The sequence below is a fragment of the bacterium genome, assembly GCA_024226335.1.
In the GTDB taxonomy this organism is placed as follows: Bacteria; Myxococcota_A; UBA9160; order SZUA-336; family SZUA-336; genus JAAELY01.
The window spans coordinates 1-19,915 of record JAAELY010000147.1 but is presented as its reverse complement, the minus strand read 5'-3'; the positions used below and the strand labels follow the sequence as shown (position 1 = coordinate 19,915).

16 protein-coding genes and 1 tRNA gene are annotated in these 19,915 nt (G+C 60.2%); 4 read left to right on the top strand and 13 right to left on the bottom strand.

The window, feature by feature from the left end:
• Nucleotides 1-2,203, bottom strand: a 2,203-nt coding sequence (locus GY725_06860; GenBank protein MCP4003899.1) for a hypothetical protein, incomplete at its 3' end; no start/stop codon positions are given.
• Between the two features lie 28 nt (nt 2,204-2,231).
• Nucleotides 2,232-3,476 (bottom strand): hypothetical protein, encoded by a 1,245-nt coding sequence (locus GY725_06855; protein MCP4003898.1) that lies wholly within the window; start codon nt 3,474-3,476, stop codon nt 2,232-2,234.
• 248 nt (nt 3,477-3,724) lie between these two features.
• Between GY725_06855 and GY725_06850 the strand changes: the two genes are divergently transcribed.
• Both GY725_06850 and GY725_06845 read left to right on the top strand, forming a co-directional pair.
• Nucleotides 3,725-4,966, top strand: coding sequence for a VWA domain-containing protein (locus GY725_06850; protein MCP4003897.1), 1,242 nt, complete (start codon nt 3,725-3,727; stop codon nt 4,964-4,966).
• Between the two features lie 59 nt (nt 4,967-5,025).
• Nucleotides 5,026-5,101: transfer RNA gene (locus GY725_06845), tRNA-Lys, on the top strand.
• 21 nt (nt 5,102-5,122) lie between these two features.
• Here GY725_06845 and GY725_06840 read toward each other — a convergent pair.
• The 11 genes from GY725_06840 to GY725_06790 all read right to left on the bottom strand — a co-directional run bounded on the left by GY725_06840 (nt 5,123) and on the right by GY725_06790 (nt 17,168).
• Complete coding sequence (locus GY725_06840; protein ID MCP4003896.1) at nt 5,123-6,187, bottom strand: dihydrodipicolinate reductase; 1,065 nt, start codon at nt 6,185-6,187, stop codon at nt 5,123-5,125.
• Nucleotides 6,184-6,999, bottom strand: a complete 816-nt coding sequence (locus tag GY725_06835; protein MCP4003895.1) for a thiamine biosynthesis protein ThiJ — start codon at nt 6,997-6,999, stop codon at nt 6,184-6,186. The genes GY725_06840 and GY725_06835 overlap by 4 nt, the downstream gene beginning before the upstream one ends.
• Before the next feature lie 282 nt (nt 7,000-7,281).
• Nucleotides 7,282-7,779: a chemotaxis protein CheX gene (locus GY725_06830; protein MCP4003894.1), complete on the bottom strand. Its 498-nt coding sequence runs from the start codon at nt 7,777-7,779 to the stop codon at nt 7,282-7,284.
• A 9-nt stretch (nt 7,780-7,788) separates the two neighbouring features.
• The gene (locus GY725_06825; protein ID MCP4003893.1) at nt 7,789-8,655 is read right to left on the bottom strand and encodes an HDOD domain-containing protein; all 867 of its coding nucleotides are present in this window, start codon (nt 8,653-8,655) and stop codon (nt 7,789-7,791) included.
• Nucleotides 8,656-8,660: 5 nt separating this feature from the next.
• Nucleotides 8,661-9,035, bottom strand: coding sequence for a response regulator (locus GY725_06820; GenBank protein ID MCP4003892.1), 375 nt, complete (start codon nt 9,033-9,035; stop codon nt 8,661-8,663).
• Nucleotides 9,032-9,892 carry a protein-glutamate O-methyltransferase CheR gene (locus GY725_06815; protein ID MCP4003891.1) on the bottom strand — a complete coding sequence of 287 codons (861 nt, stop codon included), beginning with the start codon at nt 9,890-9,892 and terminating at the stop codon, nt 9,032-9,034. The genes GY725_06820 and GY725_06815 overlap by 4 nt, the downstream gene beginning before the upstream one ends.
• A complete protein-coding gene (gene cheB / locus GY725_06810) occupies nt 9,889-10,989 on the bottom strand; it encodes a chemotaxis-specific protein-glutamate methyltransferase CheB (GenBank protein MCP4003890.1) in 1,101 nt (366 codons plus the stop codon). The genes GY725_06815 and cheB overlap by 4 nt, the downstream gene beginning before the upstream one ends.
• A 4-nt stretch (nt 10,990-10,993) precedes the next feature.
• Nucleotides 10,994-13,525 (bottom strand): methyl-accepting chemotaxis protein, encoded by a 2,532-nt coding sequence (locus GY725_06805; GenBank protein ID MCP4003889.1) that lies wholly within the window; start codon nt 13,523-13,525, stop codon nt 10,994-10,996.
• A 36-nt stretch (nt 13,526-13,561) separates the two neighbouring features.
• Nucleotides 13,562-14,068 (bottom strand): chemotaxis protein CheW, encoded by a 507-nt coding sequence (locus GY725_06800; protein MCP4003888.1) that lies wholly within the window; start codon nt 14,066-14,068, stop codon nt 13,562-13,564.
• Complete coding sequence (locus GY725_06795; protein MCP4003887.1) at nt 14,065-16,659, bottom strand: chemotaxis protein CheA; 2,595 nt, start codon at nt 16,657-16,659, stop codon at nt 14,065-14,067. The genes GY725_06800 and GY725_06795 overlap by 4 nt, the downstream gene beginning before the upstream one ends.
• A gap of 86 nt (nt 16,660-16,745) precedes the next feature.
• Nucleotides 16,746-17,168 (bottom strand): response regulator, encoded by a 423-nt coding sequence (locus GY725_06790; GenBank protein MCP4003886.1) that lies wholly within the window; start codon nt 17,166-17,168, stop codon nt 16,746-16,748.
• Nucleotides 17,169-17,267: 99 nt separating this feature from the next.
• On the opposite strand from GY725_06790, the gene GY725_06785 reads away from it, so the two are divergent.
• Together GY725_06785 and GY725_06780 are read left to right on the top strand one after the other, a co-directional pair.
• Complete coding sequence (locus GY725_06785; protein ID MCP4003885.1) at nt 17,268-17,738, top strand: hypothetical protein; 471 nt, start codon at nt 17,268-17,270, stop codon at nt 17,736-17,738.
• 41 nt (nt 17,739-17,779) lie between these two features.
• On the top strand, nt 17,780-19,696 hold the full coding sequence (locus tag GY725_06780; GenBank protein MCP4003884.1) for a methyl-accepting chemotaxis protein: 1,917 nt from the start codon (nt 17,780-17,782) through the stop codon (nt 19,694-19,696).
• The last annotated feature ends 219 nt before the right edge of the window (nt 19,697-19,915 follow it).

Genomic DNA, 19,915 nt, shown 5'->3' with positions numbered 1-19,915 from the left:
CGTCGGTGTCTGTATCGACGCTCTCTTCACCGCCGACCAACGGGTTGAATCCGTTGTCGACCTCGAACCCATCGAGCAGTCCGTCGTTGTCGGTGTCGGAGTCATTGGGGTCGGTTCCGGCGGTCTGCTCCTGGGCCACGGTCAAACCGTCGCTGTCGGGATCGGACGCGTCATCGGTGGCGCTGAGCATATTGAAGCCGTTGGCGACCTCGAAGCCGTCCTCGGCGCCTCCGTTGTCGGAATCCCGATCGACCATGTTGACCTTGGTGTCGGTGTCCACATCGATCAGGGGCAGCAGTTCGGCCCCTGTGGGGCAGCTGGGAGCGGCATCGACTCCCGAACTGTCGCACAGCCCGTCACCGTCGGAGTCGTGATCGAGCATGTTTGTCGCAGCATCGGCGTCTTCGGGCGAGTCCGTGTTGCCTTCCGTGTCCGCCAGGCCATCGCCGTCGGAGTCCGAATCCCGGCCGTTGATCAGCGAGTCGGAGTCGAGCGCGGAGTCCACGAGTCGTTCGACTTCGTCAGGGTCATCAAGTCCGTCTGCGTCGGTGTCGGCCAGAAGTGGACTGGTCTCGGGGTTGCCAAGGGAACTAGCGTCGGTGTTCTCGCACCCGTCCCGACTGAGGTCCTCGCCGCAGGCTTCCGAGGAGGGGTCGCTCGGGCTGCATTCGAGATTGGAGGGAATCGCGATCGATGCGCTCAGGTCGTTGCAACTCGGCAAACCGGGAGCGCCGGTGTAGGAGCACTGGCCGTCGGGAAGACCGTCATCGTCGGAATCCCAATCGCGTTGGTACGTGCGGCGGGGTGGTGTCACACCTCCTGGATCGGCGCAGGTCGCCGACGCGGAGTCGTAGGAGAGTTCATAGTCACCGCCCAGGCATTCGTCTGGATCGTCATTACTGCTGATCGAGCAGATTGGATCCGCGGGAATACTGCCTGGTGCGGAAGTTGCGTCGTCGTCGTCTTTGATTCCATCCTCGTCATCGTCGGGATCGATGGCGTTGGGAAGACCATCGCCGTCGAGATCCGGAGTCAGCGACTCCAGCGCCTGGGCCAGGGTTCCCGCACCCGTTAGGTTCGAAACCGTACCGTTCAAGCTCAAGATCGAGATCGAGTTGAACCACGGTGACGCCGGTGAACCTCCGCCGGTGTTGGGTGTGATGGCTGCGCCGCGGAGTTCGATTGCACCGGTGGTCGGATTCAGCGGCGTTCCGATGTAGTTGGGATCGATCAGATCATTTGGGTCGACGGGGACTGCGCCGATCGGGAACTCCCCCAGAGGAAAACTCCCGACGGCCCCGGGTCCCGGACTGGTTCCTTTGACCGCGCCAGTCGTCACTTCAAAGCTATAGGTCTGCCAGGTACTCGGAGTGCCGGGGTCGCCAAAGGGAACCCCCGAAACACTCGGCACACCGGCAATTGGAAAAAGGATCTTCAGGGCCCCTTGTTGGGCCTCGTCGTATTCGAGCGGAACTCCATTGGGATCGTCATTCGTGACCCGCAGCGCCTTTTCCTCGACCGAAGCCGTGTCGCCGAGTCCCGAGGGATTTGCAAAAACGTGCTCGCCGAACACGCCCCACCCGCGGTCCTCGTAGGCGCCGATGCAAGGGCTCGTGTTGGGATCGAGCAGGCCGGTTTCACCGCTCGCATTCAGCGTCTGTCCGCAGATCGAGAGGAACTCGAATGAGTGCAAAAACCCCTCGCCCGGAACATCACCACAGGCCTCGGGCGGGAACTTGGCTTCGAGCAGTTCGACTCGCAGCACGCCGTCTTGAGGATAGTTCGGGTCGTCGATCGGGATCGATGAGCGATCGGCGCCGGGTGCATCGCAAGCGAGTTCGTCGACGCCATCGGGACAGACCTGGTTGCGCGCCTCGTAGGCCGGAGCATCCACGTACATGCGAAAACGGATGTAGTAGGCGGCGGCAGGGGAGGCTAAGCACGCGGTTCTACCGCCGTTCAACTCCATGCCCAGGAACAACGGCGGTGTGACAATCGGGGGTGGTGAACCGGGCGAATAGACCATTTCGCCAGGCGTTGAAGCGGACAGCGTGATCTGGAAATCGCGTGAGCACGTCAGGCTGCCCGATGTAGCGGTGTCTCCGGTGTTTCCCAGAGGGCAATCGACCAGCGCGCGCGCAGGGCCGACCGCCGCAAGCGACAGCAGCCAGAAAATCGTCAGCGTCCCGAGCCTGCGAAGCATGTATGGTCCCAGCGGGCCCGAGCACCCGTCAGTCGCCGAAGGTGTACTCGAACTGAGCCGTGAAGATCGCGTTTGGTCGAAGTCCATCGTCGTTCAGGGGAAGAATCACGTTGAAGTCTGCAAGCAGGCCTTCTGCGATCATTACTTTCGTGCCGATCGATGCGTCGAATCGGTCCGATCCGATGTTGGTGTTGTGCATCTTGTGGCTGCCCAGGAAGTCGACACTAAGGCTGGCCGCGCGAAGCGGCTGGAAGGCGATTCCCGCAGCCCATTCGACTTCCTCGAATTCGCTGTCGTCGGGCCGAATTTCCCAGGCCGCAAAACCGTGGAAAGAGAGTCCACCCGCAGGAGTGGTCAGGTCGCGCGACACGACCAGGCCGGGCTTGAAGGTCATGGTGTGCACGCCCGTCAGGTTTTCCGGACTACCCGTCGGGAGCGTCGCGCTGACCACAGCGGCGGCGTCGACCCATGGGCGGTTCAGGAAGTTCCATTTGCCTCGCACGACGATGTCGCCGAATCCCGTGTGATCTTCGCTTTCCTTTGTGGTTCCGCTGACTCCGCTCGTCGCACACAGATCAAGTGAAAATTTCCCTCGATCGCACTCGAGAAGAGGCTCCCCCGAGCGGCGCACCGGGGTGGCGCGGGCCTCGAAGTCGATGTGCACCAGGGGAACCACGACGCCGACGTCGATTTTGTCGCCGAGGCCGTACGTGAATTGGAAGCTGGCCACGGTCTCCTCGATATCCAGATCGAGCAGGATGTCGAGATCGGCACCCAAATCGCGATCCTTGAAAATCGAATCGGTGTCCGTCGTCACCTTGAAGGAGGGCTGCATCGTTGAAGCGGCCAGACTCGAGATGCCGTCACCTTCGAACTCATCGAACTCCAGGTAGCTCGTACTGGCACTTACCAGCAGGCGATTGCGACCGATGGTCTGGGCGCGTTCGGTGAACAGAGGCCCGAACGTACTGGTCGAGCGCTCGTACACGTCGAGGTCGGGGTTGTACTCGAAAGTGAAGCCTCCGACGCTACTGCTCACGGGCAGCAAGCGGTCGTTGAGGATATTCGAGTTGATGTCGACCAGTTCTTCAAACTGCGAGCGTCCGACGCCGGACGCCGCAATCGTTTCAACGGCGAAGTCCTGGTGTGTTGAGAAGCCGATCTGATTGCCGACATCGACCAGTACATCTTCGAGATCGCGCGCTGCGGTGGGCAGCGCGAGCGATGTGAGAACGATCAGAAGGCTCGCGAAAACGCGGCGGGAGCCAGTCATAGAGACCTTTCGGGGTTCGGCTCGTCCCCCAAATGCGGGGCGGATGCCTAGAGAGAGGACGCAACCGCGGGGGCACCCCGCGAGCCCGTCCCACGGTGGATTTCCCTCAAGTCGGCACCAGCTTACGTGCGCAGTCCGAGCCGAGTCAAGCAGTCCGGCCAGGAATGAAAAGTCAATAAAATCAACTACTTACGTGGCCGAAATGGGGCTGGAATTCAGGATTCGCTGGAGTTGCCGATGCGAGAAGTGTGGGCCAGCTAAGCTCCCGAAACAAAAGACGATTCGGTCAGAGGGCGGGCGTCTGTCTCGCCGCGCTGCTCTCGGGTGTCCTCGGAACCCGGGCCGACGCCCGAATCGAACTCGATGCGCCCGCCGGGCGGGTCGTTCCCGCGAGCGAGAGCCTGACGCTAGTGGCCGGTCGCCTACCGCTCTTCGATGCGCAAGCCGGACTCGACATCGTTTTTGCAATCGACACCTCTGCAAGTACGGATGAAGTCCTTCCCGGTCCACCCCTCGCCGGTACCGCTCACCCGACGCCCTGGTACGCGCGTCCGTTTCTGTCCCTGACCCGATTTCTCCGAGGTCTGGAGAGTCCGTCGACTCTGCTCGATCAAGAGATCCTTCTGGCGCGCGCGCTCCTGAGTCGACTCGATCCGCGCTCGACCCGCGTCGGTGTCGTCACATTTGCAGGTGATCTGGATCGGCTCCGGGGTAACGCGATCACCCGCGTGCCGTTGACTTCCGAGTTTCAGCAGACCGAGCTGGCGCTCACGTACATACAACGACTCGGTTCCTCGGGTCTGACCCACGCGGGTGCGGGGGTGGATCGCGCAATGGCGGAATTGCTCGCGACTCGAAGCGCAAAGAGCCGTCCCCGAGAAGCTGGGCAGCGTGCAATCGTGTTGTTTACCGACGACGCCTCCGAGAGCGGAGCCCCCGCTCTGGCCCGAAGCCTCCGACGCGCCGCCGCCGCTAGTGTCCGCATTGACGTGGTGATCGTCGGTGAGGAAGCTGACCGCGCCCCTCCCGAGATGCTCGCGGACCTGCTCGAAACCGGAGGTTCGTTGATTCGCGCTCCCCGCGAGGGCACAGGAGAAAAGGACCTACGCCGGCTTCGCTATGGTCGCGCGCGCAGTGTGCAAGTGCACAATCGCACCAGCGGTGCGGTGGCTTCCGTCGTCGGTTTGACTCCCGATGGGCGTTTCTCATCCCTCATTGCATTGGCTCCCGGAACCAATCAGCTCGAAGTGCGGATCTCCGTCGAAGACTCGGATTCGCCCACAGTCGTGGAGGTGTTCGAGATCGAGCGCGCAGGTGACACCGCGTCTCGGCTGGGTCCTCAGTTGCTCGCAGAACGCAGGCGATTGCTTGAGGCGCACCTGGCCAATCTGAGGGCCGAACCCGCACCTCCCACCCTCCCGGTTTCCCCACCGGCCTCGCCTCGCGAGCGCCTGCTCGATCTAGAGATCGAGCCCGCCGACAGCCCCTGAACCCGCCTCGGCAGAACTGGACTGGCCAGCGTCGTCCGTCTGGCATAGATTCGCGGCGTGGGCCTTTAGCTCAGTTGGCAGAGCAGTGGGCTTTTAACCCATCGGTCCGGGGTTCGAGTCCCCGAGGGCCCACCAGCAATCACCGCGCCGCGTCTCTCAGCGCGTTCGAAGCTCAGCGGCCGCGCGCCCCGCGACCAGTGGGAGATCGAGGTAGGTCCGGATGCCCGGTTCCGCTCGGCAGACGTAGGGGATCGCATTCACGCAGTGCATGGCCGTGGCGACGATTCCCGGGTTGCGGACCTGCGCAGTCTCGATGTTATCCGGGTGCAGGCCGTGGAAGGTGGCGGAGAACGAAGGATCGCCGCTGATCTCGACTTCGAACCGCTCTCCCTCGGATCCGAAGTCCCAGGCGGGTTCGAGGTTCTCGACTCCCATCAGCCAGTTCACGCGCACGGTGATGAAGGCCTCGCCCTTCACCAGGCCCTGCCAGGTCAGACGCTGCGCAGCGACGGTGCCCGCTTCGAGCACACCGACGGGTGTATCGATGGGGGCGGTGGCGATCGCCATCTCGTGTCGAGTTCCACGCTCCGGATCCAGGCTCACTCCCAAGGTATCTGCGAGCATGTCGATCGATTGATTGAATCCCGCTCCCAGGATGCGGAGCATCGGGCTCTTCGCTGCGACATCGGGTTTCTTGCCAAAGAGCATGATTTCGCGCACGACGGCCTCGGTGGCGTAGCTGCGGATGTCCGAGAACTCCTCCGCGCGGACGTGGGTCACGTCGCGTGACATTGCGGAGAGCATCAGGGGGAAGCGCTCGGTGATGCCCCCTGGGTGAATTCCGGTGCCGTGCAAGGTCGCGCCTCCCTTCTGGGCTGCACTCTCCATGACGGCGACGTCAGAGGAGCGGCGCGGATAGAACCAACCCATGGGAGTGACTACATTGATTCCGGCCTCGAGGATGCGCAGGACCTCGTCGGGCTTCGCCATGAGCGGGCTGTAGAGCAGACAGTCGGGCCGGAGTGCGAGCAAGGCGTCGAAGTCGTTGCTGGCCAGCACGCCGACTGCTTCATCGCCTGCCAGTTCACCGGCATCGCATCCCACTTTATCGTCGCTGTGGACCCAGCAACCCACGAGTTCGAGTTCGGGGTGGGAGCGAATTCCCTGAATCGCCGCCCGCCCGAGATTTCCCGTTGCCCATTGAATGACTCGATAGCTCAAGTGGTTTCTCCTGACTCTCGCAAGTTGGGTTGCGTCGACGTATCAGTCGGTTTTTCGTATGGGTCGACGAGGCCGAGCAGGTGGCTGAAACGCTCCGCGAAAAGGTAGCTGTCTCCGGGCCAGCGGGCCGAAACGTAATTGCCGTCTTCGACTGTGAATGCGGGTGTGTGATTGCTGCGTGTTCCGCGAGTGACGAGCGAAATCGGCCCGCGCGCGAAGTCGTTCACCGATGCCAGCGCATCCACTACTTCTTCTTCGACGTAGGCGTCGTAGGTGCGGTAGTGCCGCCCGAGTTTCCACGCCGTCAAGTAGTAGGCGATGCGCTCCATGTATTTGGGCAAACAGGTCGTACGCCGGCCCCTGAGCAGAGGGTTTCCGTTTGTCGGGTTCTGCGCCCGGGCCAGTGGAAGAACGCCGTGGCAGATCGCCCCGACCGGTCGGCCCAGGGCGAAGAAGCCGGCGATCTTGCGTTGAAGGAGTTCGCTGCCCAGATACTGGCGCATTCCCGGTGCATGACCTCCCGGTAGCACGAGACCGTCAAAGCGATTGAAATCGAGTTCGTGCCAGCGCATTGGAGCGCGAAAGGCCCGCGTGTGCTCGAGTTCCCTATAGAAGCGCTTCGGCTCGGGTTCCGCACCGAGTTGTCCGAAGATGACCCCGTCCAGGAGTGTGGGGTCTGCGGCCGGGATCGCGCCCTTTTCCGTGGCGAAGATGACGTCGGCACCGCGCTCGCACAGGAGTTTCCAGGGCACCGCGACCTCGGTGACGTCGAAGCCGCAGTCTGGAAGGGGGATCAGAACGCTTGGGGCCATAGACGACCTCGTGTCGGAAAGATGTCCGGCTCCCGATCTTACATCCGGAACCTTCCCTCTGGTACCGCTTCGAGGTGAGTTCAGGCCAAGAAGGCCTTCGGGAATCAGCTCGCGGCGCTCGGTGCGTCGTGCGCACCGGGTTGCGTCTCGGCGGCCTGGCGTGAGACCGCACTGATCGCGTTGGGCTTCCTCCGTGCGGGCGCCGACCCTGGCTCCCAGGCCAGGCGTGTAGCCGTACAGGGAAGGATCGGGGAGTTCGGTCGAAGCTCTGGCGGCCGGTGACTAGTCTCCCGGTGTGGCGCGCACGAGCAGGCCGACTCCGACTCGCTGGCCTCCCGCTTCACCCCAGGCGAAATAGGCATGCTCGGCTTCGGCCAGAGTTGCGGGAGAGTCGGGAGCCGGTCCCGAGAAGGCGAAGGGCAGGGCGAGTGTGAATGCTTGTGGCGCGTCTGCAAGTGCGGATTTCGCGATTCCTGCCACCATATTGGCGACTTCTCCGATTCCGTCGAGTAGTTCGGCTTCGTCCAGTTTATCGGGTTCGTCACCGAGCATCGCGCCTACGATCTCGCACGCGAGTTCGCGTGCCACGGTGATCAAAAGCGTTCTTTCGTGGGTCGGTTCTCCCTTCAATGTGAGAAGGGACGTTATGTCGAGCAGTTCTGCCGCGGGATTTTCGGATTCCGTGTGCTCGATCGACTCCAGTTCGATCATGGCCATGGTCGATAGCGTGTCTCGTGTCGCGCTGATCAGGACACTATGCGTCGCGTCATTTGTAGGCATCGCTTTTCCTCAGTCTTGGATGATCGAAAGTATTTCGCCCGAGTCTTTCGCCGCCTGATCGAACATTTCGATCAGACTCTGAGCGCTCTCGAGCGAGAGTCCGAGTTGACTCCACGAGGAGTCGCATAACATTGTTCCGAATTCGCCGCACCCGAACCCTTGGTGGTCGGCAATCCAGTCCGCGATGTGGAGTACCATCACATTCGTGCGGTGATCCTCCGGGCATCGAGATGGCTCGTGGTGGTAACGGGTCGATACGACCACCGCTTCGGGAAGTCTCCACGAATCTAGAAGCGCTGCACCCGCTTGCGGATGGTTGAAACCGAGCTTCCTCATTTCAATTTCGTGGAGCGGCTCGCCAGTGGTTGCGCTTTCGGCAAACAGGCTGTCGTAGTCGTTTCCGACCATGGCGGCCAGGAGTAGGATCCCGACGTCGTGCATCAAGGCGGACAGGAAGTAGGGATTGTCCCTCTTTCCTGGTGCCGTGAGTTCGCTGCATTCAGCGACCAGGAAGCGCGCGGCAATGCCGGTCGTGAGTGAGTGGCGCCAGACCCTGCTGGCGAGCCTCTTCTCGGACATAGCGGAGAACGAGCCGATGACGGATACGGTGGCTGCGAGGTTTCGCAACTCGGTCATGCCGATGCGAGTGACGGCATGCTCCACGCTGGTCAAGTCGACACCTGTCGGATTGAACAGGGCGGATGACGCCAGTTTCAGAACCCGTCCAGCGATACCCGGATCCTCACATACCAGTTCCGCGGCTTCGCCGAGTGACGGATCTTCGGAATTGAGAAGCTCGAGAAGACGCGCGACGTTCACAGGGAACGAGGGTAGTTCAACGGTCCGACCGATCTCTTCTAGGAGTTCCTGGTACACGACGACTACTCTCCCATCCCCAGGCATTCGTAGATGGTCTTGGTGAGGTGCTCCGGAGCGAATGGCTTCGTGCAGTAGTGTGTTGCACCCTCGCTGATCGCGAGTGCCATCCGGCCGTGTTCAGATTCCGTCGTGAGCATCATCACCGGTAGGTCGGACCACTCCGAACTTGCCCGGATGGCGCGAAGGCAATCGAGCCCGTTCATCTCGGGCATATTCCAATCCATCAGCACCAGGCCGATGTCTTCTCCCTTTTCGCTCAGCTGCTCGAGTGCTTCCACACCGTTCAAGGCAAATACCGGTTCGAAGTCGAGCATCTCGACGACCTTGGCGACGATCTTCTGGATGATCCTGGAGTCATCTACAATCAGGATCTTCATTTCTTGCCTCCCTCGGCAGACTCGTAGTAGAAATTCCCGGCTGACTGCTTCATCTTGAATCGTCCCATCATTCCCTGGAGGGATTCCGATGCCCCGATGATGAATGCGCCTCCAGGGGCCAGCCGTTCAGCAAGCCTGCTCACGATGTCTCTCTTCATGGTTGCCGAGAAATAGATCAGTACGTTGCGGCAGAGCACCAGATCGAAGCTGCCGAGCGCGTCGAAGGGGTCACACAGGTTTCGCCTCTCGAGTCGAACCATGCTTTTTACCCTCGGTTGCACTGCCCAGGAATCTTCCGACTCTTCGAAGTACCGCTCTCGAAACTCTGGAGAAAGTCCCCGCTCGATCGAGAGTCGGTCGTAGCGGCCTGAGGTGGCCACGAAGAGTGCGGACGGCGAGAGATCACTTCCCACGATCTCAAAGGCATCCTCTTTGATGGACGGAGCCTCGGATGCGATGTGTTCGAGGATCGACATTGCGATGGAGTAGGGTTCTTGACCGGTCGAACAGGCCGCGCTCCAGATGCGAATCCGCCTCTTTTGACCAGACTTGAGAGCTTCGGTGAATTTCGGTAGAAGCGCGGAATTCAAGATCTTCCAGGGACCCTGATCCCTGAACCAGAGCGTTTCATTCGTGGTCATCGCATCGACCACTTTCTCGGCCAGTGCGGATTTCGGGTTCACGACGAGTCGCTGGTGAAGTTCGCTGAAGGAAGAACACCCTACCTCGGTAACCAGTCTTACCAGGCGCGTCTCGATCAGGTACCTCTTCGAGTCACCGACAGTGATTCCGCTCTTCGCTTCGATGAAGGTGCGAAGATCCAGGAATTCCTGATCGGACAGCGCGGGCGCAGTCACTTCCGGCCTCCTGCCATCGACCTGCCGAACGCGTGCATCTTGGCCGCGATCTGTTCCAATGGGACCACCTCGTCGGTGAGTCCCGCTTCTGCAACGCTCCGCGGCATACCGTACACGACCGATGTTGCTTCATTCTGGGCAATGCAACGCGCTCCGCTTTCGCGCAGTGCGCGCATGCCGTCGCAGCCGTCCTGTCCCATACCCGTAAGAATGATGGCCAGCACTTTGCCTTCGAAGCACCTGTTGACCGAGTGGAACAGTGTGTCGACCGACGGGCGGCACCCCTGGACGGCTTCGCCGTTGTGTAAGCGGATCTGCAATGCCCCGGATACGCCTTTGGCAAGTTCCATGTGGGTCCCCCCGGGAGCGATCAAGATGCGACCCTCTTGGACTGCATCACCGGGCCTGGCTTCAGCCACCTCGAGCGCACAGTGAGAGTTGAGTGCCTCTGCAAGGCTGGAAGTGAATCCGGACGGCATGTGCTGAACGATCAGAATGGGAAGGTTCAAGCCGGCGTCGATGCCTCTTACGATCTTGTCGAGAGCCTGCGGTCCACCGGTCGAAACACCCACCACCACGATTCGATCGTTCGAATCCGAACTACTCTGAGGCGGTCTGGTCTGCGCTCTGGCTACGGCCTGTACCGCCGTTGCTGCGGGTCGCGAAGCAGGATTTCGCTCGGAACGAGGATTCCCGCCGCAACGAGCGCGAACGACACCCAATCCACGGCTCAGATCTGCGTACAAACGCTCCTCATTACTGTTTGTGCCGGAGGGCTTCGGGATCACGTCGAGTGCTCCCAGGTTTAGCGCCTTCAGTGTCTTGTCTGCATCCTGCTTACCCGAGATGATGAGCACGGGAATGTCATCTGAGCGTTCCGAGAGCTTTTCCAGAGAAGAGAGGCCGTCCAGTTCTGGCATCTCCATGTCCAGAAGGATCGCATCGGGATTGACGTCATCGATATTCTTGAGCAGTTCATTCCCGTTTTCGTACTCCGCTACGACTTCGATGTCGTCGAAGCGAGCCAGTTGTCGGCCCAGGATCTTTCGATAGATTGTCGAATCGTCGACAACGATGATGCGGAGTTTTCGGGACATGGAATCAGACCTTGTAGTTGGAGACCTGTTCGTCGAGCTTGGCCGCTAGTTCGGTCAGGCCCACCGACTGTTCATTTACCAAGCGCGCTCCATCCGCTGTTTCGTGGATGCTCTTGCTGACGTCCTGGATATTGGTGGCCACGTCGTTGGCGGTAGCGGATGCCTCGGAAGTGTTCCGGGCCATCTCGTTGGCTGCGCGGGCGAGTTGCTCCGAATTCTGGGCGACTTCAGATGCGCCCGTGGAAGCTTCCTGGACGTTTCGATTGATGATGCGTGCGGACTCGGCAGCAGACGTCACGGCCTCCGTGATCTGGCTGGCGCGGGTCCGTTGCTCGGCCGTAAGGGAGACGATCGTCTGCGAGATGTCACCCACCTCATCGATGATGACCACGATTTCCTCGATGGCCGACACCGCGTTCTGAGTGTTCCCCTGCATGTCTTCGATCTGGCGACGGATCTCCTCGGTCGCCTGGGCTGTCTGCTTCGCCAGATCTTTGACTTCGTTGGCCACGACTGCGAATCCCCGGCCCGCTTCACCGGCAGACGCCGCTTCGATCGTGGCATTCAATGCCAGTAGATTGGTCTGTTCTGCGATCTTGTTGATGACCCCGACGACCTGACCGATTTCCAATGCAGACGAACCCAGGACCCCGACGGATTCGTTGGTTCGTTTGGCGGTCTCGGTCGCGCGATCCGTCACCACGCGCGACTGGTCAGCCGACTCGGCGACCTGGCGCAGGGCATCGTTCATCAAGCGGATCCGGTCAGCGACGCTGTTCACGCTCTCCGCCATCGAGTCAGAGTTGGATGCTACGCTCTGGAGATTCGTCGACATTACTTCGACCGCTGCGGCGACGCTCCGAACATTGGACGAAGACTCGCTGACCTTTCTCGTCACACCAGCGAGATTGGTCGACATCTCCTCGGTCACCGCGGCGAAGGTATTGCTCTGGTCGCTCATCAGTGCCGTTTCTCGCGCCATTCCACTGGCGATACCCGTCAGTTCCGTCGCAGCTCCGTGGAGCTCGCTGCCTTGGTTCTTGATCTCACCGAAACTACCGGCCAGTGTCTTCAACAGGTGTGCGAAGCGCTGAGACATCTGCCCGATCTCATCATTCGAGCTCACCACGGGAGGCTGAGTGAGATCTCCGTTGGCCGCGGACTCGATCGAGCGGAGCACTTCGTCCACAGGCCGGGTGATGCTTCCCACGAACAACTGCGCCGCAACCATGATGGCCACCACAGCCGCCGCGCATACACCACCGACCCAGTAAACGAGCCCGGCCAACGCGCTTTGTTTTGCTTCTTGGAGTTGTGCGATCGCGCCGAGAGCTTCGTCAACTTCGATCTCGGCAACGATTGCCCAGTTGAGGCCGAGCAGGCTCACTCTTCCGTAGGCACTGGCGACATCCCGTCCGCCGTAGCTCTGCAGCAGCCCTGCGGATTCCTGGCCACTCAACGCTCCATTGACCGCATCGCTGTCAATCCTCCCAGCCTCTGGGCTGCGGAAAGATGCGGATACAGTTCGGCTCTCCGTATCGTGGAAAGAGTCTGAGCGCATGAGATGATCGGGTCCGACCAGGTAGGTCTCTCCCGACTTGCCGAGTCCGGAACGGTTGCCCATGACTTGCGTGATGCGGTCGAGAGGCATCTGGAAGATCGCGACTGCGACCTTCTCGCTTCCGTCGTAGATGGGAGATGAGATGAAGCTCGCAGGCGCCTCGTAGGAAGGCGTGTAGCGTCTGAAGTCCAGGAGGAAAGCTGCGTTTCGATCGTCGGACTCATTGGCCAGGCGGAAAGCTTCGCCGAAGTTGGTCTGGGCGTAAGGGCCCGTCTTGAGCGATGTAGAGTAGTCGAGTTCCTTGAATACGGAGTAGATGATGTCCCCGGAATCCGGGTCGACAATGAAGATGTCGTAGTAGCCGAACTTCTCCAGATAGCTGCGGATGACAGGATGCACCGTCGCGTGTAGGTCGTTGTAGCCTGTCTCTTGGGGGTCCCGGTCGAGCAAGTGCTTGGAGCCCAGTGGATGCGGATTCCCTCCGATGTACGCGTACTGCAGCGCGATGGAATCGTCGTCCAGTCCGGCCAGAAGGCGGTCCGTGTCGATGGCGGCTCCGCTGTTCTGCGAGGAATACTCGGCACCGAAATCCTCTTCGTAGTACTGCGCGAGTTCCTTGCGCATCCTCTGGATATCGGCGGTGCCGACCCCTGCGTCCCGCTGGAAAGTATTGAAGTGCCAGCGAAAACCGCCGGCCGCGTCGACGACCATTCGGTTTTCCGAGAACGTCAGGATCTGGTCTTGGACGGTCCCGAAGTACTCCTCGATCGAGTGCTTCTTGAAGTCACGCAATCCCTCGAGTTTCGAGAACACCTCGTGATTCAGTGCCTGCTCCGAGAAGATGGCCGACTCGTCCATGGCGGAATTCGCTCGCAGATACGCCGCTCCGCTAGCCACAACCAGCGGTACGATGCCAAGCCCGAGGAGCAGGGTCCGGAACTTGATCCGCAATGAGAGATCGTTGAAAGATGTCATCGGATTCCTTCAGTCACGCCGCAGGCGCAGGAGAGTTCAATGTGGAATTTCACTGGATGCGAGGACCCTCTGGGCATCGAGGATGCCGATGGTCTGATTCTCTGTCTTGCAAACACCTAACATCAGTCCGCGCGCGACTCCGTTCAGATTGGGAGGGGGTGGTTCGAGTTGCTGTTCGGTTGGGTTGACGACGTCGGCGATCTTGTCGACGAGAAGGCCTACCTTGTCGGAACTGGTCGAAAGATGACCGGCATGGCACTGGGCGAGTTCCGAGTTCGTCTTGAGTACGATGAGTCGGCTCGCATCCTGAATGTTGCTATCCCCGAGTCCAAGCTGACCCGAGAGGTCGATGACGGTCACGATCTGGCCCCGCAGGTTGACGAGGCCGGAGACGTGTTCTGGAGCCGTGCGGACGGGGGTCAAATCGATGTGACGGTTGATTTCGCTGACGAGCTGAAGGCTCACCGCGAACAGGTCGGTTCCGAGATAGAAGCACGTGAGTCCGTGCTTGAAGCGCTGGCTTCCCGCTGCGTGTTCGCTCATGCTGCTCTCCCTGTCAGACCGTCCACGAGCAACCCGGCATCCAGGAACATCGTGAGACGTCCGCCGACCACCGCGCGTCCGGCGATCGTCGGGTTCCCGCTGTCATGCCGCTCGAGAGATACATCCGCCCGCACCGTATCGACGACTTCACGAGCGAGAATTCCCACCTCCATGCCGTTCACTCTCGGGATCAGCACGAACATGTCTTCGCCCGCTGCCTGAAAACTCTGGACCGGAATGTGATTTTCCAGGCGAATGATGGGAAGACCTCGGTCCCGATACTGGATGAATTCCTTGTTTCCCACGGTTTCGATCTGGCTCTGCTCGATCCGTTCGAGTCTTACGATCTGGTCCAGCTCGACGGCAAACTGTTCGTCTGCGGACGACGTAAACAGCAGAAGCTCCTGGTGGTTCGACTGTTCCTGAACCGCTTCGTCGTCAACGGTCTCGGACGCGCTCGGTTCATCGAACTGAAGCTGCGACTGAGATGCAACGCTATTTACATCCAGGATCATGGCTACCCGACCATCGCCCATGATCGTTGCGCCTGTGAAGGCACGGCATTCCTTGATCATTTCTGCAAGCGGCTTTACGACGATCTCTTCGGTGTCCTGGATCCGATCTACGACCAGGCCGTACTGGTTCTGGTCGACGCGTAGCACGAGTATGTTCACTGCGGAATCGAGGCCGGTTACCTGATCGGACCCATCTTCCCCGCTGGGTGTCCAGCCACGAGTGACATCTGGAATATCCAGTACGTCGGCCAGCCAGACGAGCGGAAGGAGACTTCCGCGGTGTCGCAGGGCTGGAGCGCCGCGGATTGTGCCGATGCGGCCGGCTTCGTCCTCCGGGTGAACGCTGACGACCTCAATCAGGTTTACCTGGGGCACTGCGAAACGCTCATTCCCCACGCCCACGATCAACGAAGGCAAGATCGCGAGCGTCAGAGGCAGGCGAATCCTGATCGTGGTTCCTTTCCCAATCTCCGAATCGACGTCGATCTTTCCACCGAGTTTCTTGATGTTCGACTTGACGACGTCCATGCCGACACCGCGACCGGAGACGTCGGTGACCTCCTTCGCGGTCGAAAGGCCCGCCGCGAACATGAGCATGATTGCGTCCTGGTCCGAGAGGCGCGTTGTAGCCTCTTCATCGAGAACGCCTTTGCCTACGGCAACCGACTTCATCTTTTCGGGATCGACCCCGCGTCCGTCGTCAATGATCTCGATATTGACGAGACCGTTCTCGTGATAGGCACGAAGCCGGAGGGTGGCCGTAGGATTCTTCCCGGCCGCCTCGCGATCTTCTGGCGGCTCGATGCCGTGATCAAGACCGTTGCGAACCAGATGCGTCAGTGGATCACCCAGCATTTCGATGATCGACTTGTCCAGATCGACGTCGCTTCCTTCGAGTGTCAGCTCGACCTTCTTTCCGAGCTTGCGCGACATGTCTCGAACGACGCGATGAAAACGCTTGAAGACAGACCCGACGGGCTGCATTCGAGTGTTCATGATGTTGCCCTGCAATTCGCTCGTGACTAGATCGATGTTCTGGAGCACGGTCCGCAGGTTCGCGTCTTCTACCTCACGCAGCTGGCTGACGAGTTGATTCCTGGCGAGCACGAGTTCTCCGGCCAGGTTCATGAGCTGATCGAGAAGTCGGACCGACACCCGGATGGTATCCGCGCCGTCGCCTGAAGCCGCTTCCTTTGAACCGGCTTTCTTCTCAGGTGCGCTCTTCGTTGGAGCTGCAGCGGGTGCCGAGGGTTGTTCTGCGGTCGGCGCTGGCGGCTCTACCGCCTCAAGCTCCGGGAGATTCAGTTGAACGATGCCTTCGCTATCCACACCGAGAGCTTCTGCCAACAGAGGGCGCTCGAGGACTGAAGTGATCACGAAGAAGGCCCCGTTTTCCTCGACCTGCTCGCTGATCACGGAGCCGAGAGCCTGGGCCGCCGTTCGCACCCGCTCGAGAGACGGGGCATCTACATAGGGAGGAACGATCTGGAAGAACTTCCGCCCGTGGCGTCGCGCCTCTTCGACGATGTCGATGGGGATTTGGGCCATCGGATCGGCCAGGGCGGGGGACGCATCTGGCGCGGTTTCTTCGACGGAATCTTCGGCCGTCTCGCTGGGAACGGCCGCCTCGGCCGCCTCGACTATCTCGGCAGACTCGGTCGTTGCGTCTGCAGGCTTCGGCGCTCCGCCGTCCTCTGCCACGGCGCGCAGCTGCTCCTGGTGCTTTGTGATGTCGAGTTCGAGTTCCTCTTCGGGGAGGGCTTCTACTAGCTGCTGTAGCGTGTCGAGTGCAGCGAGCAGCGCGTCGGTCATCTCCGGCCGGTATTCGAGTTCGCCGTCTCGCACCTTCATGAGCAGGGTCTCACCGGCGTGCGCAAGTTCCTGAATCAGTGTCTGTCCGAAGAAACCCGCCGCTCCCTTGACGCTGTGAACGGCCCGGAAGATCGTATTCACGACTTCGGTGCGGCGCTCCGCGTCGACATGCTCGATTTCGAGGAACAGAGGTTCGACCTGCTCGAAATGCTCGAGTGACTCGGTGCGGAATTCCTGGAGCAGCTCTAGATCATCATCAGACATTCGCAGACCTCTATCCGGCTTCTTTACAGGTGGGTGCGGTGGGTCGCCCTACAATGGGCAGGGCGACTTGCCGAGGGCGGCGCGAGTCAACCCATGACCGCGGAAATCGCGTCACCGAGTTGATCTGGCGAAAATGGTTTTCCGATACAGGCTCCGGCTCCCTTCTCGCGCAATTCGCTCGAGATATCCGTGTCCGCTTCGGTCGTGATCATGACAATTGCGTACTTCTTGCCCTGTTCCTGTAACTGCTCGAGCAGTTCGAGTCCTGTCATGTTAGGCATGTTCACATCACTCAGGATGAGGTCGACTTCTTGCTCTTCGAGTACGGCCAGGGCTTCGACGCCGTCACCGGCCTCGTGGATCGTGGCTTTTCCGTGACCTGCACCCCGCAGGGCACGTCGCACGAGTTTCCGCATCGTGGACGAATCATCGACGATCAAAATGTTCACAGGGCACCCCCTCGCAAAAGCGGTTTGGTCGGTTCTGCACCCGGTTCGGCGAAGAAACATGGTTACTTGAATATGAGAAAACTCTTCATTAATCGGAATCCCAATTCCGATAGGTAGGCTGAACCGCCGGGTATCCCGGTCTGAAAAGGGGACTTACGCATGGCATTGAGCAAGCCGTCCGGCGAAGAGACCGAAAGACTGGTTTCCACGCTGCTCGGGAGCCGCGCGATGGCGGAACACTCCGGGCCCGCGTATGACTCGGCTCCTTACGTCGCTGGCTGGTTCGTGAGCAATGAAGGTGAGCGACAGGCCGTCTGTATCCTGGAATTTCAGCTTCTGGCGCACATGGCGGGAAAGATGGCCATGTTCCCCGATGATCGCGTCAAGGAGGTCGTCCACTCTGGAGAGATGGATGGAACCTTCGCCGAGACCGCCAATGAGGTGCTCAATGTGCTCGGCCAGCTCCTGAACCGCGGAACTGGGCATGTTCGTCTGGGTGACACTGAGATGTTCAGCGACTGCGGACCGCCTGATGGCGCGGATCTTTCGAAAGGGGACGCAGCCAACTACAAGCTCAAGGCAGACGGATTTTCAGGAGCGATCTCCTTCGTACTGCTTCCCACTACCTGATCTTGACCTGATCTCATGTTCGTGCGTTGAAGGAGAACCCAATGAAGTTCGATGCTGACAACTGGTCTATCGCCGTAAAACTGGGCGTGCCCACACTGGCCATCGTGGCGGCCGCAGTTTTTGGGTTGGGACTCTACAGTTCGTGGGAAGCCAGGCGGAACTCGCTCGACTACGCGGTCATAAACGCAAAGGCCACGCTGGAGCGGTTCAAGACCATACGCGCCTACTACGCCGAGAACGTCGTTGGAAAGGTCAAGAGCAATTCGGATCTGAAGATCCACTACGATCACAAGAATTCGATGGATACGATTCCGTTGCCGGCAACGATGATTCACGACCTGAGCGAGATTCTGCGAGAAAGCGGCCAGGCGACGACACTGTCTCTATACAGCGAGTATCCGTTTCCAAATCGCTCCTATCGAGAACTCGACCAGTTTGGCAAAGATGCGATCGAGTTCATGAAGAAATCGCCGGACGAAATCTTCACTAGGATCGAGTACCTCGATGGCCAAGAGCAGATCCGCGTTGCCATGGCAGACAAACTCATCGCCGAGGAATGCGTGATTTGTCACAACAACCACCCCGAAACCCCTAAACGCGACTGGCGCCGCGGGCAGGTTCGCGGTGTACTGGAGGTTACGACTGCGGTGGATGATGAGATGGCCGTGGCGATGGGAGCGAACGTGCTTCGTACTTCGTTCACCATTGGGTTCTTCTCACTTCTGGCGCTGGGCGGACTGGGTTTCTTGATTCTCCGCTCCATCACCAACCGGTTGGATGCGATGGATGATTCGATGTCCGCAGCCGCAGAGGGAAACCTGACTCTCGACCTGCGATCCTCCGGAAGAGACGAAATCGCCGTTATCGGGAACAGTCTCCAGGATCTCATCGTCGGCTTGCGCGGAAGCATCGGCGAGGTCAAGACACACGGAGGCGTTGTCGTGCATGCGTCCCGGGAAATGAATGGCGTAGCAGAGGAACTAGCGCGAGCCACCGACCGGATGAGCCCACAGGCCGAAAGCGCCGTATCCCGAACCTCCGAACTCGAGCATCACCTCGCCGAAGTCGCCTCGATGGTTGAGGAGTCCTCGGGCAGCGTCCGCAACGTCGCAGCCGCAATCGAGCAGACCTCGACCAACCTCACCACGATCGCCTCGAATGCGAAGGGCGTCGCCGCAGACGTAGCCGCAGCCGCAGATGCCGGAAATCGCGTGGCCTCATCGCTAGGGGGTGTACGCGAAAAGGCCAGCGAAGCCGCAAAGATGACCGAGCAAGCCAGCATGTCGGCTCGCGAGACCAATCAAACCGTCGAAAACCTCGGCGTCTCCGCAAACGAGATCGGTGCCGTCGTCGAGACGATCAACCGGATCGCCGAACAGACCAACCTCCTGGCACTGAACGCGACCATCGAAGCCGCTTCCGCCGGCGAGGCCGGGCGCGGATTCTCAGTCGTCGCAAACGAGGTGAAAGAACTCGCAAAGCAGACCAGCGAGGCCACGACCGGAATTCGACAGCGCGTCGAAGAAATCCAGTCCAGCACCGAAGCATCCGTTCAGGCCATCGTGAACACCAGCGCGACCATCGACGAGATCAATCGCATCTCCCAGGGAATCGCTGACGCCGTACAGGGACAGGCCAGCGGCATGGAAGAGATGGTCGGCCTGACGACTTCTGCTGCGGATGCAGCAAACATGATCAGTCGCAACGTGGAAGAAGCTTCGAGCGGAGCAGTCGAAGTGGCGAAGAACGGCGAGAAACTGGCTGACGGTGCCTCGCAAATCGCGCGCAGCGCCTCCGAAGCCTCTGACGCCGCACGCGGGGTAGCTTCTAGCCTCCAGACGATGCAGCAGGAGGTCACCTCGACGGTGACTTGTTCGGGTCGGGTGAGTAGCGCTTCTTCGGAGTTGACGGACCTGGCGGAATCTCTGGATCAAACAGTAGCCCGCTTTGAAACATAGGTTGGGTGGTGGTCAGAAGAATGTGCCTGACGGGCCTTTGTTTCTGCCCCGTTCAAGCCATCTGCCCCATTCACCAGTCTCAGTACGCGTAAGAGAGTTCGTGACTCCGCCCACCCGGCAGTCTGCGGGTCGGAATGCGCCGCTCGTAGCAGCGCTTCAACCAGACCGGAAGCTCCATCCGAGAAGCGAACAAGCGCTGACTCAGCAACGCTCGAACCG